Origin of the sequence: Bacillus sp. 95MFCvi2.1 (assembly GCF_000374965.1) — a bacterium.
GTDB classification, from domain to species: Bacteria; Bacillota; Bacilli; order Bacillales; family Bacillaceae_G; genus Bacillus_A; species Bacillus_A pseudomycoides.
In genome coordinates this window covers 68,108-83,553 of sequence record NZ_KB895703.1, presented here as the reverse complement: position 1 = coordinate 83,553, position 15,446 = coordinate 68,108, and the positions used below count along the sequence as shown (strand labels likewise).

12 protein-coding genes and 1 pseudogene are annotated in these 15,446 nt (G+C 34.3%); 8 read left to right on the top strand and 5 right to left on the bottom strand.

Annotated elements, in window-relative coordinates; genetic code table 11:
- The first annotated feature begins 28 nt into the window (after positions 1 to 28).
- From lrgB to msrB, 4 genes and pseudogenes are all read left to right on the top strand, one after another.
- Positions 29 to 721, top strand: coding sequence for an antiholin-like protein LrgB (gene lrgB / locus C568_RS0118805; protein ID WP_003202485.1), 693 nt, complete (start codon positions 29 to 31; stop codon positions 719 to 721).
- A 335-nt stretch (positions 722 to 1,056) separates the two neighbouring features.
- Entirely contained in the window at positions 1,057 to 2,091 is a 1,035-nt protein-coding gene (locus C568_RS0118800) for an AI-2E family transporter (protein ID WP_003202488.1), read from the top strand.
- 96 nt (positions 2,092 to 2,187) lie between these two features.
- Positions 2,188 to 2,655 (top strand): annotated as a pseudogene (gene msrA / locus C568_RS36510) (peptide-methionine (S)-S-oxide reductase MsrA); the annotation flags it as partial.
- Between the two features lie 45 nt (positions 2,656 to 2,700).
- A complete protein-coding gene (gene msrB / locus C568_RS36505; RefSeq protein WP_391509571.1) occupies positions 2,701 to 3,153 on the top strand; it encodes a peptide-methionine (R)-S-oxide reductase MsrB in 453 nt (150 codons plus the stop codon).
- Positions 3,154 to 3,178: 25 nt separating this feature from the next.
- Here msrB and C568_RS0118790 read toward each other — a convergent pair whose 3' ends face one another.
- Positions 3,179 to 6,301 (bottom strand): efflux RND transporter permease subunit, encoded by a 3,123-nt coding sequence (locus C568_RS0118790; RefSeq protein WP_018782429.1) that lies wholly within the window; start codon positions 6,299 to 6,301, stop codon positions 3,179 to 3,181.
- A gap of 300 nt (positions 6,302 to 6,601) precedes the next feature.
- Here C568_RS0118790 and C568_RS0118785 point away from each other — a divergent pair, with 300 nt between their 5' ends.
- The gene (locus C568_RS0118785) at positions 6,602 to 7,477 is read left to right on the top strand and encodes a TetR/AcrR family transcriptional regulator (RefSeq protein ID WP_018782428.1); all 876 of its coding nucleotides are present in this window, start codon (positions 6,602 to 6,604) and stop codon (positions 7,475 to 7,477) included.
- Positions 7,478 to 7,644: 167 nt separating this feature from the next.
- Here the strand turns inward: C568_RS0118785 and C568_RS0118780 are convergent, their stop codons facing one another.
- Together C568_RS0118780 and C568_RS0118775 are read right to left on the bottom strand one after the other, a co-directional pair.
- Positions 7,645 to 8,622, bottom strand: a complete 978-nt coding sequence (locus C568_RS0118780) for a glycosyltransferase family 2 protein (protein ID WP_018782427.1) — start codon at positions 8,620 to 8,622, stop codon at positions 7,645 to 7,647.
- A gap of 43 nt (positions 8,623 to 8,665) precedes the next feature.
- The gene (locus C568_RS0118775) at positions 8,666 to 9,046 is read right to left on the bottom strand and encodes a GtrA family protein (RefSeq protein WP_018782426.1); all 381 of its coding nucleotides are present in this window, start codon (positions 9,044 to 9,046) and stop codon (positions 8,666 to 8,668) included.
- Between the two features lie 577 nt (positions 9,047 to 9,623).
- Here C568_RS0118775 and C568_RS0118765 point away from each other — a divergent pair.
- A complete protein-coding gene (locus C568_RS0118765) occupies positions 9,624 to 11,099 on the top strand; it encodes a glycosyltransferase family 39 protein (RefSeq protein WP_018782424.1) in 1,476 nt (491 codons plus the stop codon).
- A gap of 169 nt (positions 11,100 to 11,268) precedes the next feature.
- Here the strand turns inward: C568_RS0118765 and C568_RS0118760 are convergent, their stop codons facing one another.
- The gene (locus C568_RS0118760) at positions 11,269 to 12,861 is read right to left on the bottom strand and encodes an ABC-F family ATP-binding cassette domain-containing protein (protein WP_080740116.1); all 1,593 of its coding nucleotides are present in this window, start codon (positions 12,859 to 12,861) and stop codon (positions 11,269 to 11,271) included.
- 129 nt (positions 12,862 to 12,990) lie between these two features.
- Here C568_RS0118760 and C568_RS0118755 point away from each other — a divergent pair, with 129 nt between their 5' ends.
- Together C568_RS0118755 and C568_RS0118750 are read left to right on the top strand one after the other, a co-directional pair.
- A complete protein-coding gene (locus C568_RS0118755; RefSeq protein ID WP_018764853.1) occupies positions 12,991 to 13,563 on the top strand; it encodes a TetR/AcrR family transcriptional regulator in 573 nt (190 codons plus the stop codon).
- Positions 13,564 to 13,617: 54 nt separating this feature from the next.
- Complete coding sequence (locus tag C568_RS0118750; protein ID WP_018782422.1) at positions 13,618 to 14,556, top strand: SDR family NAD(P)-dependent oxidoreductase; 939 nt, start codon at positions 13,618 to 13,620, stop codon at positions 14,554 to 14,556.
- 51 nt (positions 14,557 to 14,607) lie between these two features.
- Here C568_RS0118750 and C568_RS0118745 read toward each other — a convergent pair whose 3' ends face one another.
- Entirely contained in the window at positions 14,608 to 15,429 is an 822-nt protein-coding gene (locus tag C568_RS0118745; protein WP_018782421.1) for a glycosyltransferase family 2 protein, read from the bottom strand.
- Between the last annotated feature and the right edge of the window lie 17 nt (positions 15,430 to 15,446).

Sequence of the window (15,446 nt, the reverse complement as noted above, 5' to 3'; positions counted from 1 at the left end):
GACCATATATGGTTAGGAGGTAATGAACATGGCAAGCACAATGACTCCATACTTCGGAATCGTCGTTTCATTAATCGCATACGGGATCGGAACATTCTTATTTAAACATTCAAAAGGATTCTTCTTATTTACACCACTGTTTGTAGCAATGGTACTTGGTATTGTCTTTTTAAAGGTTGGAAATTTTACATTTGAAGAATATAATACTGGCGGTAAAATGATTAGTTTCTTCTTAGAGCCAGCAACAATTGCCTTTGCAATTCCGTTATACAAACAAGTTGATAAGCTAAAAAAATATTGGTGGCAAATTTTATCCGCTATCGTTGTTGGATCTGTTTGTTCGGTGATTGTCGTGTTCATTGTCGCAAAAGCAATTGGTTTAGATACATCTGTAATGAACTCTATGCTACCACAGGCAGCAACAACAGCAATTGCACTACCAATATCTGAAAGTATCGGTGGTATTCCAGCAATTACATCTTTTGCAGTTATCTTTAACGCAGTTATTGTATACGCACTTGGTGCTTTATTCTTAAAAACATTTAAAGTGAAAAATCCAATTGCGAAAGGATTAGCGCTAGGAACTGCGGGACATGCACTTGGCGTTGCGGTTGGGATTGAAATGGGCGAAGTAGAAGCAGCGATGGCAAGTATTGCAGTAACGGTCGTTGGGGTTGTAACGGTAGTTGTTATTCCGATGTTTATGCCATTTATCGGCTAACAGAATATGTTTTGTGAAAAATATAAAAGCAAGCTATTCGTAGGACAGATTTCTACTGATAGCTTGCTTTTTGTGTTACAGTAGTGGTAAGACCTATTTTATATAAAAATAAATGAGATTTTCCTTAAATCTTCATTAATACTTTAGATAATACGTTCTGAAAAGGACTATTGTATTGTAAAATAGAAAGTAGCTAATGTATCTTGTTCTTAAATCTAGCGAAAGCAAAGAAGATAGGTAGGAGAGTCCATAAGCACTCGATTTGTGGGAGAGATAAAGAAAATCCCACTTATTAAAGTCTCACTTTATAGGACAGGAGAGATCACTCGTCGATTATGCAAATGAAAAGCCTGTTTCAAAGCAAAGGATTCCAAAGATTACTTGTACTGCTCTTGTTGGCTCTTATATTATATGGGCTACAAAGTATGTTTAATTTAATTTTAATTACGTTCATTCTTACGTATTTAATGGATCGATTCCAAAAGTTTATTTCTCGAAAACTCGATCATTTTATGCCGATTAATCGAAAAATTATTATATCGTTATTATATGTGATGTTAGTTGGTGGAATCACTGTTACGTTAGTTAAGTATCTGCCGGTACTAACGGTGCAAATCTCACAATTAATCTACCAGTTTAATGTATTCTTTAAAAATCCACCAGATAATGAAATTATAAAGGCAGCAATTAATGCCATTAACCATATGGAGCTTTCCAAATATATTGGGCAAGGTGTGGACATTCTTTATAAATCCATCGCCAATGTTGGGAAGTTTGGGCTGCAATTTTTCCTTTCTCTTATTTTAAGTTTATTCTTCTTACTTGAGAAGGCACGTATTGTCGCTTTTACCGCGAAATTTAAAGAGAGCAGACTTGCCGTTTTTTATAATGAAATTGAATATTTCGGAAAGAAATTCGCACGTTCTTTCGGAAAAGTAATTGAAGCGCAGTTTTTAATTGCTATTGTTAATTGCGTTTTATCTGTTATTGCGCTATGGATTTTAGGATTTCCACAATTGCTTGGTTTAGCGTTAATGATCTTTTTACTCGGCTTAATTCCAGTAGCTGGTGTAATCATTTCGCTCGTTCCGCTTTGTATGATTGCTTATAATATTGGTAGCATTACGTATGTAGTTTATATTTTAATAATTGTTGCTGTTATTCATGCGCTTGAAAGTTATGTGTTAAATCCAAAATTCATGTCACAAAAAACGAATTTACCGATTTTTTATACATTTATGGTATTAACTTTCTCTGAACACTTTTTAGGTGTGTGGGGGCTTATTATTGGTATACCAATTTTTGTGTTCCTATTAGATGTGTTAGATGTGACGAGCGATGAGATAGAAAAAGATTCTGCTAAAAAATAGAGTAAAAAAAGCATCAGACGCCGGTGCTTTTTCTTTTATAACTTCTAACTTCTTATGCCATACTGTAAGAAGAATTAAATAATTGGGGTGAAATAAATGGCTATAAATGAAAAGGTAGAAATTGCAACGTTTGCAGGAGGGTGTTTCTGGTGTATGGTTTCACCATTTGAAGAGATGGAAGGTATTATACAGGTTATTTCAGGTTATACGGGTGGGTATAAAGAGAACCCGACTTATAAAGAAGTTTGTTCTGAAACAACAGGGCATTATGAAGCGGTACAAATTACATTCGATGCAAATAAAATGCCATATGAAAAATTATTAGACATTTATTGGAGGCAAATTGATCCAACAGATATTGGAGGTCAATTTCATGATCGTGGACAATCTTATGAAACTGTAATTTTTTATCATAGTGAAGAACAACTTGAACAAGCAGAAGCTTCAAAATTGGCACTTGCTGAGAGCGGTTGGTTTTCGAAACCAATTGCTACAAAAATACTCCCAGCTACTACATTTTATCCAGCTGAAGAGTATCATCAAGGATATCATAAGAAAAATGCATTTCGCTATGAATTATATCGCCAAGGATCAGGACGCGATGCGTTTATTAAAAAGCATTGGCTGAAAGATAATGCGCATTTAAAAGAGCGATTAACAGATATGCAATTTTATGTAACACAAGAAAATGGTACAGAGCCTCCGTTCCAAAACGAATATTGGAATCATAAAGAGGAAGGAATTTACGTAGACATTGTTTCCGGTGAACCACTATTTACTTCTTTAGATAAATTCGATAGTGGATGCGGTTGGCCGAGTTTTACAAAACCAGTGATGTCCGCTAGTGTAAAAGAGAAAATGGACGTTAGTCACAATATGACGCGTACGGAAGTAAGAAGTAAAGAAGGTGATTCTCACCTTGGGCATGTGTTCCCAGATGGGCCAGGTCCGAATGGTCTTCGTTACTGCATTAATTCAGCGGCGCTTCGGTTTATTCCGAAAGAGGAATTGGAGAAAGAAGGCTATGGAGATTTTTTAATCTTGTTCGGAAATAAAAAATAACCTCGCATATTGCGAGGTTATTTCTTTATTTTACTGTTTTCTTTTTAAACTTACTGAGTACCTCATAAACAATTGGAACGATAAGAAGTGTTAGTAATGTTGAACTTGTTAACCCACCAATTACCGTTACTCCAAGACCTTTAGAAATTAATCCACTTCCTTCGAATCCTAGTGCAAGCGGGATAAGGGCACCAATTGTTGCGATTGCAGTCATTAGAATTGGGCGTAAGCGTGTTGCGCCAGCTTCTAACAATGCTTCGCGTGTTGATAGCCCCTCGCGCTCCTTATGAATAACACGGTCGATGAGAACAATTGCATTCGTTACAACGATACCGATTAACATAAGGGCACCAATCATTGCCGATACGCTTAACGTTTCACCAGAAATCAATAAGGCAACAAGGGCACCAATGATTGTAAATGGTAGCGAGAATAAGATTGCGAGTGGTGCAAGTGCACCGCCGAATGTAACGACAAGAACGAAGTATACAATGGCAATCGCAGCTAACATTGCTAGGCCAAGTTGTTTAAATGATTCTTGAATATCTTTTGTAACACCACCCATAGAAACATCTATACCAGAAGGAAGATCCATTTTATCTACTTCTTTCTGGACAGCAGCAGATGCTTTAGAAACATCATCAGATGTTAATTTTGCACTTACTTCTGCATAAACGCGACCATCACGATGTGTTACTGTATCGGAAGTTTCACCTTCTTTTACAGTCATAACATCTTTAACAGCAACCTCGTTGCCAAGTGGTGTTGTAATTTTACGATTTGTTAAATCATCAATTGTTTGATAATCATGTTTTTCTGCTTCTACATATACGTTAACATCTTTACCGTCTTTTTTGATTGTAGTAAGGACAGGGCGATCATGTTGGTTAGAAAGTCCCATTCCAATTTGGGCAGCGGTTAGCCCCATCTTACTTAATTTTTCTTGATCAGCGACTAATGTGTATTCTGCGTATGTTTTTGCAATACTAGAGTCAACATCTTTTAAATCTTTATTCTTTTTCATGATGTCCTGAATATCTTTAACAACAGGTTTGATGTCTTCTGAGCTATCTCCGTATACGTACAGCTTGATTTCATTGCTACCGCCACTTGCTCCGAAGTCTTGGCTTTTCCATTCACCTTTTCCTGCCATCTTTTGTAAGTCTTTAATAACTTGTTCTTTTTCTTTGTCGAAGTTCTTTGTGTCATTATCATACTGAACGAAGAACATAGCTTGATTTGTTTTACCTGGACTCATTGGGTTTTCTCCGCCTAATGAGAACTGAATTGTTTTTACATCTTTTTTATCTTGGAAGTGTTTTTCAGCTTTTGTTGTAATTTTTTCAACATCTTCTAAAGTTTGCCCTGGTGCAGGGTTATACGTTGCAATAATCATTTTCTCTTCTTCAGATGGTAAGAAACTTACACCGATAATTGGTACAAGTGCAAGGCTACCTACTAATAAAAGAACAGCAAGGCTAGATGTAATGATTTTATGGTTTAATGCCCATCCAAGCAGGCGTTTATAGCCATTTGCTAATTTACTTGGTTTTTCTTCATGATGTACTTGTTTTTCTCTTGTACTTTCCTTTTTAAATAAAGAGTGTGCTAACATTGGTACAATTGTAACTGCTACAAGTAATGAAGCTAACAAGGCAAAGACAATTGTTAAAGCGAACGGTAAGAACATTTCACCAATCATACCTTTTACAAGTCCAAGAGGTAAAAAGACTGCAATTGTTACAATTGTTGAAGACATAATCGGAACAAACATCTCTTTTGTCGCTTCACGAATTAAGTCTCTACCTTTTAATTTTTCGTCTGATAAGGACATGCGTCGGTAAATATTTTCAATAACAACGATCGAATCATCGACAACGCGCCCAATGGCAACGGTCATCGCTCCAAGCGTCATCATGTTAAGTGTAATATCCATCTGTTTTAATACTAAAACAGCAATTAATAAAGAAAGTGGTATAGAGACAACAGAAATCAATGTTGTTCGAATGTTTCGTAAGAACAACATAATAATAACAATAGCAAAGATGGCGCCAAATATTGCTTTGCTAAGCATAGTATCAACTGATTTCTCAATCGGTGCACCTTGGTCAAATGTTGAGATGATTTCTAAGTCTTTATATTTTTTCTCAAAGTCCTTCACTTTGTCTTTGACCGCATTTACGACATCAACTGTATTTGCATCAGCAGCTTTTACGATTTGGATACCGATTGCTTCTTTTCCATTTGTACGCGAAATAGATTCGGCTTTTCCTACTTCTTTAATATCAGCAATTTCTTCTAATGTAACAGTGGGAATTCCGTTGGCTGCAGCTGGATTCATCTGTGGCACTTGGGCTTGGGAACCTGCTCCTGTTCTAGTGTTACCTTGGCCACTTGCTGCTGAAGGGACAGCAGGAATTTTCATTTCTTTTAAAGCTTTGAGCGTTGTAATATTACCATCTACAACAACTGATTTCTCCGTATCTTTAAATGTATATAGGCCAAGTGGTAAGGATACGTCAGAACCTTTAATCATATTTTTAACAGTATCTTCACTTAAACCTAATTCTTTCATCTTATCTTTTTTGAAGATAAGTTGTACTTCATCTACTTGTTGTCCAGCAATTTGAACAGATGCAACACCATCAAGCCCTTTTAATCCTGGAACGATATTTTTTTCAACTTTTTCAGTTAAGGCAGCTAAAGATTCATCTTTACTTGCTACGCTTAATGAAATAACAGGGAAGGCATTAAAGTTTACTCGAGAAACTTTTGGGTCTTTCACGCCTTCTGGTAATTTTACATTTGCAAGTGCTTCTTTAATTTCAGTTTCAGCTTTTTCCATATTCTTATCAAAGTCATACTCTACTTGAATAGACGAAGCATTTTGATAAGAGGAAGAACTGACAACGTTCACGCCATTTAAATTCTGCAGCTGTTCTTCCATCGGTTTCGATACCTTATCAGCTACTTCTGCTGGTGTAGCACCAGGATAAACCGTTGTTACCGTTACAACAGGGGTTGTAATGTCAGGAATTGTTTCTAGCTTCATATTAAGGCCGGAGTAAATCCCTGCAATGGTAACAATAATGGTTAGTAGCCAAACTGCGAACTTATTTTTTAAAGAAAAGTTAATGATTTTGTTCATGTTTGCGCTCCCTTTTTAACGTGTATTGACCAATCGGTCAGTCTAATACATAATATAACTGACTGATTGGTCAGTCGTCAATGAAAAGGAATGGTATAATAAAGGGAAACTTCCATCAGTGGGGAGGGTTCTTCATCCCTCATTGATAGTTAGTCCTTACCAATTGGGCTTTTACAGGCAGTTACCCTCCATCTATCTTCCTCGTTTCTCTCTGAACCTAGAGGTGGAGGGACTGCCTGTTAATGCGGGATAAAGTTAAGGTGAAATTTTATGATGCGAGATCGAATTAGGAGAGAAAATATGAAAGAAAAAGAACGTTTAATTATAGAAATGGCAATGAAGTTATTTGCAACTAAAGGTGTGAACGCAACGTCGGTACAAGAGATTGTAACAGCATGCGGTATATCAAAAGGAGCATTTTATCTATATTTTAAATCGAAAGATGAATTGTTATTAGCGACACTCCGATATTATTATGACAAAATCCATAAAAAGATGATGGCTATTGATGGAGAATCATTACTGCCACGTGAAAAGTTTGAAAAACAACTACATTGTCAATTTAATGATGTACAAAAACATAAGGAATTCATTATTATGCACGCGAGAGAAAATGCAATTCCTTTTAATAAAGAAGTAGAAGCATTTATGATGAGAATGAAGCTCGAGTCACATGCATTTTATCGAAATAGTTTATTATCAATTTATGGTGGACAGGTTACTCCATATCTTTTAGATCTTGTTATTATGGTAGAAGGGATATGCAGGGGTTATTTAGAGTTAATTATTTTAAATGTAGCTGAAATAGATTTATTTCATGTTTCATCATTTATTTTAAAGAGGGTGGATGATCTTGTAGCAGGTCTTGTACAATCTAAGGATACGCCTGTTTTACATGAAGAAAAGCTGGGACAATTCTTTTGTAGTTCAGAGCTTATTAAAGAGCAGGCAAAAGAGCATTTTTTACAGGAAATTGTTATGTTCAAACGTACATTAGCAGATCAATTAGAAAATGATGAGTTGTTAGTTACTTTAGATGTTCTCGAAGCTGAAATGAGGTTGCTAAATCCGAGAGTTCCAGTTATTCAGGGAATGTTAGCAAATTTAAATGCCTATCCTGATTTAAAGGATTTTAAATTACGGCTTAAAGGGCATTATAATATAAAAGGGTTTTAAGTTTGTGGTTATCGTAAAGAGTTGATATGAGAAAAAGTCGGTTTTTTATATAAAGTAAAACTTTAGTCAGTGGGGTTTTCTTCATCCACCACTGATTATTAGGGCTCACTAATCGGGATAAAAAAGGTATCGTTACATTTTTGCAACGATACCTTTTTGTTTCTATATTATAATGAATGTACTGTTTCTCTTTTAGGATCAGAAGTATCTTTCTGATCGACATTTATTGTTTCTTTCACAATATAAATTGGACGGTTTTTACTTTCATCATAAATACGAGCAATATATTGACCGACGATTCCAAGGCCAAGTAATTGAATTCCACTGAAGAATGTAATGGCAACCATAATAGATGCCCAACCTGTTTGGATATCTTTTCCGATTAATTTTACAATAACAGAGTATAGTAGAACTGCAATGGAGATGAAAACAGACATTATACCTAAAGTCATGACGATTCTTAACGGCTTTGTGGAGAATGCGATAATACCATCTGATGCAAATTTAATCATTTTCTTTAGTGGGTATTTTGTTTCACCAGCAAAACGTTCATCTCTTTCATATTCAACATATGTTTGGCTAAATCCAACCCAAGACATCATCCCGCGAATGAAACGATTTCGCTCTGTCATTTGTTTGAAAACATCGGCTACTTTACGATCGATAATTCGAAAATCACCTGTATCCTTTGGAATATCGATATCAGACATATAGTTTAAGAAGCGATAAAAATATTTAGCTGTTAAAAGTTTAAACCAAGTTTCACCCTTACGTTGCTTTCTTTTTGCATAAACAACTTCATAGCCTTCTTGCCATTTTGCTATAAGCTCAGGAATGACTTCTGGCGGATCTTGTAAGTCTGCATCTATAATTACGATAGCATCTCCACTTGCGCAATCAATACCTGCTGTTACAGCTGTTTGGTGACCGAAATTACGTGCGAAATTAACGACTTTAGCACGATAATCGTTTGCAGCAATTTCTTTTAAAATTTCCATTGTTCGATCTGTACTTCCATCATTTACAAATACAAATTCATAATTGATATTATTTTGAATCATGACAGATTTTAAACGATTATAGCATTCCTGTGCTACTTCTTCTTCGAAATACATAGGAACTACAATTGAAACGAGTTTGTCCATGTTTCTGTCCTCCATAGTTTCAATAAATTTTAATAGATTCTAATTAGTAGGAGTTTTCGCTTTGATTAAACGTCCAAATTTTATTAAGGAAAAAGTTTATCATCATACCAATACCGATCGCAAAAATTTGTGCAATAAATTCATTATATAAAAGTTTGTCTACCAATATAAACAAGCTAAATGTATTAAAAGCTAATACGATTAGATTTACAATCAGAAATTTTAAAAAAATTGATAGATTTTTACCGTTAGATTGAAACACCCAATTTTTATTCCAATAATAGCTATTTGCAACGCCAATTAAATAAGAAATAATATTTGCAATAAGGTAATTCATTCCAAATTTAACTAAGATTATATAGCTAATAATTGTAATCAGTGTATTAAAGATTCCTACTAAACCGAACTTTAAGAATTTCTCCATAATAGTATCCTCATCTTTATAAAATATATAAATAAAATAGATTGTACTGGAATGTTATTCGTACATAACAACTAACAACTAACAATTATAGCATAGATGTTAGTAACATGTTACATATTTTGGGTAGATTAATTTTTTTACTACGAATAGCATTTTTTATTTTAATCCTAATATTTAGAAATAATAATGTTTTAATTGCAAAATTTCTTGAAGGAAAAAAGTTAGGCGAGATGAAGGGTGAATGGGGAATTTCTCCTAGAAATATAATTCTTATTGTTTACAAATTTGATATAAGGGACTAAAAATTTCCTTTTATATAACTTTGATTAGTCTAATCGTTGGTATCAAATCGAATATGGCAATCCCAGTGTTATTAATGTATAGTAATTTGTAGTGGAATCCAATGATTGGGATATATGAGAGTTGTTTTAATGAGGAAAATAATACTCGGGAATTTTTGGGTTATTCCGTGTTTTATAAAGTAATGCAGACCAGTATTTAGGAATGTTTTTGTGAACAATATAAAGATGCTCTTGTAATATTCTTGTATAAATATAATTTAAAAGGGGTGAAATTGTTGAACGCATTTTTAAAAGGGTTATCAACTTTTTCGGCACGAACCGTATACATTATTTACGGGTTTTTTGCTTCAGTATTAATTATTAATTACTTCTCTGATACGCAAAAACACAATTATGTATTATTGGTAGTTAGTTTTTTATTCTTGTGTTTGATTGGGACTTTTATACTTAGAAAAGGTTCAATGTATCTTGAAAAATTAAACGAAACAAAATGTTTTTTGGTATTATTAATTGTTTGTTTGGCAGTTAAATTAACTTGGATTTTCTTATATAAAATTGAGCCACTCGTAGATTATGCAACTTTTTATTATACTGCAGAATCACTCAGCAAAAATTTTGTTATTAGTAGCAGGTATGTAGCGCTGTTTCCACATATTTTTGGATATGCATCATTCTTAAGTATTTTCTTTAAAATATTTGGAGTAAGTTATATGATTCCACCTATTGTTAATGTAGTATTGTCGACGATATCAATGGGATTAATATATTTTATATGTAGAAAAATTGGCGGTGTTAAAACAGCAATAACTGCAAGTATTTTATGGATTCTTTTGCCTTCACAAACTATTTATAATATGTTTGCAATTTCTGAACCGCTGTATTGTACAATACTGCTGTTAATTTGGGCGATCATGATTATTGTTTATGAGAAGCTCCCCAATATGGGTGTTAAAAAATTGCTCCTTTATTCAGTTTTATTAGCTGCATTACTTACGTTAATGAATATGGTACGTCCAATTGCAGCGGTGCCTATCATAGCTTTAGCTATATGGCTTTTTATAATAGATACAGGGCATATGGGTAATAAAAAAATATTTTTAAATAAGGTGACATATATAGGTGTTATCATATTGGGATATTTTGTTTTTTCTTCAGCAGCAAATCATTATATAACATTGCGTTTGGGAGAAGAGATAGCATCAACACCTGGATACAATTTTTATGTAGGATTTAACACGGAAAGTTCAGGAACATGGAATGCGGCAGACTCTGAATTGCTTTTACATTACAATGATAGACCAGGATGGACTGCGAATGAGGTTCAAAAACAAATGTTAGAAGAAGCAAAGAAGAGAATACAAAGTGGTAGTATAGATTTTCCAAAGCTATTTTTTGATAAGTTTATCATTTTTTTAGGTGAAGATAGTCAAGCTGTTGGATATGCACAATCAGTAATAGATCATAATGTACGATACGCTGTAATGTCTAATATTTTTTATTATTTTTTAATTGCAACCTCATTGATAGGTGTTTTGAAAGCATTTAAAAATAGAAATAAATCTTCAGTTTTCATTATTTGTCTTTACACGATAGGGTTAACATTAGCACAAATGTTGGTAGAAGTAGCGCCAAGATATCATTATTCTGCTACAATGCCTATGGTTATTTTAGCTGCTTATGGTATTAGTCAAATTTATAATAAGAAAAATGATATCGATCCTATTAACAGGATGAATTATAAAATAAGATAGAAAGATATCATATCCTTAGAAGTATTATTAATAAAAAAGCTATATAGTTGTTCTTTTGGTAGTACTTATATGTTTAGTATGGAAGAATAAGCTAAGAAAACAAGCAGCTGTTCAGAACAGCTGCTTGTTTTTTATCTCGCATTAACGGAAGGATTTTTAATATAGATAATTAAGCGTTTTGCCCAGCCCATTCTTCTACATTCCAAACTTTCGTTATCCAATCTTCATAAAAGTCTGGTTCGTGACATACAAGAAGGATTGTTCCTTTATATGCTTTTAAAGCTTTTTTTAATTCTTCTTTAGCTGTAACATCAAGGTGATTTGTTGGTTCATCAAACAGGATCCAGTTGCTTTCTTCACCCATTAATTTACATAGACGGACTTTCGCTTGCTCTCCACCGCTTAATTGGCTTAATGGACGAGAAATATGCTCGTTTTTCAAACCACATCGTGCTAACATTGCCCGAACTTGGTGCTGATCTAGGCTTGGGAATGTATTCCATACATCGTCGATTGGTGTTAAATTCTCAGCTTTTACCTCTTGTTCGAAGTATGCAGGTTCTAAGAAGTCACCAAGGCTTGTTTTCCCACTTAATGGTTTGATTTTACCTAGGATTGTTTTTAATAATGTTGATTTACCAACACCATTACATCCAACAATCGCGATTTTTTCTCCACGCTCAATTGTCATCGTTAATTTTGGTAATAATGCATGTGTGTATCCAATTTCTACATCTTCACCTTCAAAGACAAAGCGACTGCTTGCGCGACATTCTTTGAAAGAGAATTCTGGTTTAATTGCTGTTTCTGGGCGATCAATACGCTCCATGCGATCTAGTTGTTTTTGACGGCTCTTCGCACGGCCTGTCGTAGAATAACGAGCTTTGTTTTTTGCGATAAAATCTTCTTGTTTTTTAATGAATTCTTGCTGCTTTTGATAAGCGTTTAAATGTTGATTTTTATTGATTTCAGCTAGCTCTAGGAATTTTTCATATGTCGCTGTGTAACGCGTCATTTTTGAGAATTCTAGATGGAAAATAACATCAACACATTTGTTCATAAATTCCGTATCATGGGAAATTAAAAGGAACGCATGTGGATATTCTTTTAGGTAATTTGTTAACCATTGAATATGTTCAACATCTAAATAGTTGGTCGGCTCATCAAGTAATAGTACCTCTGGTTGTTCAAGTAATAGCTTTGCAAGTAATACTTTTGTACGCTGCCCACCACTTAATGCAGAAACATCACGGTCTAATCCAATTGCATCAATTCCAAGACCACGTGCAGCTTCTTCGATTTTAATATCTAATAAATAGAAACCACCTGCTTCAAGCGCATCTTGAATCTCTGCCATTTGATCAAGAAGTTCTTCTAATTCTTCCGGCGTAGCTGTTCCCATTTTCTCAGTAACGATATTGAGTTCTTTTTCTTTCTCAAATAAAGGTAAGAACGCATCTGTTAATACGTCACGAATCGTTCTGCCCGGTGTTAATATTGTATGTTGGTCTAAATATCCGTAATGTGTACCAGGTGTCCATTCTACGCGTCCTTCATCATGGATAAGTTGTCCAGTAATAATATTCATAAATGTTGATTTACCAACGCCGTTTGCACCAACTAAACCAACATGTTCTCCTGCTAATAAACGCATTGATACGTCTTTAAATAGTGTACGATCACCAAATGTATGACCTAAATTTTCAACTGTTAATAAGCTCATAATGTCCTCCGTCCATTTCAAAATAGTATCTTGAATCATGATACTAAATTCTTGGATATAATGCTATCCTTTCAAAATGTATATTTTTTCAAAAATAGGGTTGCTTATTTTTATAAAAGGAATATACTGTAATTGAACGGTGGTTAATTAAATTGTGAGGTATGAGAAATGTCGCCAAGAAGAGCAGTTAAACAAGAATTAACGAGAGAAATGATTATGAATGCAGCGAGGGATTTATTTATAAAACAAGGGTATCAGCATACTTCAATGCGTAAAATCGCAGCAGAATTAGGATATAGTCATGGATCAATCTATTATCATTTTAAAAATAAAGCAGAGCTTTTTTATGCGATGGTTGAACAAGATTTTCAATTATTGGATCAAAGGCTAGATGAAACGATTGCTCAAAATTTACAGCGAGAAGAACAATTAAAAGCAGTGTTATTAGGTTTTATTGAATTTGGTCTACGAAATCAAAGTCATTATGAAATTATGTTTTTGATTAAAGATGAAGAATTAAAAGAATGTCTAGCAGATGAGCCAAATGCTAGTTATGATAAGTTCGCTAATGTTATATCTTCCTTATGTAATGGAAAGGTAAGCATAATGACTATATGGTCTGTTTTTTTATCATTACATGGGTTTGTATCCCATTATTGTAGAAATGTCCAAACGTTTGAAGATGTACAAGATTTAGCTAAAGCACATGTGAATTTTATTGCAAAATCGCTTCGTATGTAAGTGATTTTCTTTTTACAATTAATTGAACGGTGGTTAATTAAAAGGGGGATTAAGATGAAAAAGGCGTTAGTATTGGGAGCATCTGGAGCAATGGGATATGCAATTACAAAGGAATTGTGCGGGAGAGGGATTGATGTAATTGCTTTTGCGAGAAATAAGGAAAAGCTAGAAAAGCTGTTTTACGATGAGGAAAGAATACAAATAATAGCGGAAGATGTATTTAAGCAAGCAGATATAATGGAAGCTGCTAAAGATGTAGATGTGATCTTTCATGCTGTAAATATTCCGTATACAGATTGGGAGATAAAACAGCCAGAGTTACTAAAAAATATATTAGAAACGACGAAACATCACGGTGCTAAATTAGCGGTGGTAGATAATATTTATGCGTATGGAAGACAAGGACGAGGGAAGGTAACGGAAGAGGCTGTAAAGAATCCACATACAAAGAAGGGGAAAATTCGTTTACAGCTTGAATTGATGGCGAAACAGGCTGGTGTACCGGTACTTACTGCTCATTTCCCAGATTTTTATGGGCCAAATGCAGAAAGTACGCTTGTTCATCATACGTTACAAGGTGTTCTTGCAAATAAAATATCTAGCTTTGTCGGGGATAAGAAACTTGCTAGGGAATATATTTTTACGCCAGATGGAGCTAAGGCAATGGTTGAATTAGCATTACGTGATAGTGCATACGGGCAAAACTGGAACATACCAGGAGCGGGTGTAATTACAGGGGAAGAGATGATCGGGCATATAAGAGAATTAACTGGATATACAAAACCTATAATGACTGTAAAAAAACGTATGATTGGAATGCTTGGCTTATTTGATAAACAAATGAAAGAGTTTGTAGAAATGTTGTATTTGACAGAAGAACCGGTTGTATTGAGTGGAGAAAAGTATGAGAGTTGTATTGGTAAAGTGCCAAAGACAGCTTACCGTGAGGGACTAAAGGAGACTATTTTGTTTTTGGAGGGGGAAGCTAGATAAAAAAGAAGAGCAAACTGTTCTAATATTGAACGATTGCTCTTCTTTTTTCTTCTATTTAAAATATCCTCGAACGATTCCTTTTAAACGATTTGCATGGAATTTGCGTTTATCATTCGAAATATTTTGCGTCATACGGAATGTAGCGGCTGCAACCGCACGTAAAAAGTATGGGAAGCCATAATGTAAACGAATTACTCTTCCGAAACCACCGGCATAGGAAATGGCTCTTTTTAATGATTGCTCATTAATGACTTCTTCTTTTACTGGATGGTATACGAATAGTTTTTTTTTAAATAGTCCTGTATATCCATTTTTCATACCGCGTAGTACGAAGTCAGTTTCTTCACCAGCTCCGTAAATTGTTCCTGATCCAACACCTAAGTCTTCATCAAATGTACCAACATCGTGCACAAATTGTTTCGTAAAGAATAGTGTGAAAGACGGTCCCATGAATCCATATTTATCATTTAAAATAATATCTGTTTCTGGCGCATGTACTAATGAGCCTGTTCCTTCAACATTTGTAGTATTTGTTGATATAAATTGAATATCTTTATCCTTATTAAATGTTTCTAGAATGCTTTCCAACACGTTTGTTTCATAAATACAGTCATCATCCGGAAATGCGATAATATCACCATCAGCTACTTTTAATCCTGCATTACGGGCACGGGATAATCCTTTAATAGGCGTATAAATATAGTTGATGGAAAATTTTTCTTTATAATCTTCAAAGAGATCAGAAATTGGTGTATCGTTTTGGTCAACTACAATGAGCTCAAAGTTTTTATAAGTTTGTTTTTCTAATGAGTTTAGTAAATCAAGAATGTCATCACGTCTGCCGCAAGTGGCCATGATTAAAGAAAATTTCAATTGTAACAGCTCCTTCA

Excerpts from the sequence above, each read along its gene's own strand:
- C568_RS0118775 (WP_018782426.1), bottom strand. The coding sequence starts at position 9,046 with ATGGAGAAATTCTTAAAGTTCGGTTTAGTAGGAATCTTTAATACACTG.
- C568_RS0118750 (WP_018782422.1), top strand. The coding sequence starts at position 13,618 with ATGAAAAAGGCGTTAGTATTGGGAGCATCTGGAGCAATGGGATATGCA.
- C568_RS0118800 (WP_003202488.1), top strand. The coding sequence starts at position 1,057 with ATGCAAATGAAAAGCCTGTTTCAAAGCAAAGGATTCCAAAGATTACTT.
- C568_RS0118785 (WP_018782428.1), top strand. The coding sequence starts at position 6,602 with ATGAAAGAAAAAGAACGTTTAATTATAGAAATGGCAATGAAGTTATTT.
- lrgB (WP_003202485.1), top strand. The coding sequence starts at position 29 with ATGGCAAGCACAATGACTCCATACTTCGGAATCGTCGTTTCATTAATC.
- C568_RS0118760 (WP_080740116.1), bottom strand. The coding sequence starts at position 12,861 with ATGATTCAAGATACTATTTTGAAATGGACGGAGGACATTATGAGCTTA.
- C568_RS0118790 (WP_018782429.1), bottom strand. The coding sequence starts at position 6,301 with ATGAACAAAATCATTAACTTTTCTTTAAAAAATAAGTTCGCAGTTTGG.
- C568_RS0118780 (WP_018782427.1), bottom strand. The coding sequence starts at position 8,622 with ATGGACAAACTCGTTTCAATTGTAGTTCCTATGTATTTCGAAGAAGAA.
- C568_RS0118755 (WP_018764853.1), top strand. The coding sequence starts at position 12,991 with ATGTCGCCAAGAAGAGCAGTTAAACAAGAATTAACGAGAGAAATGATT.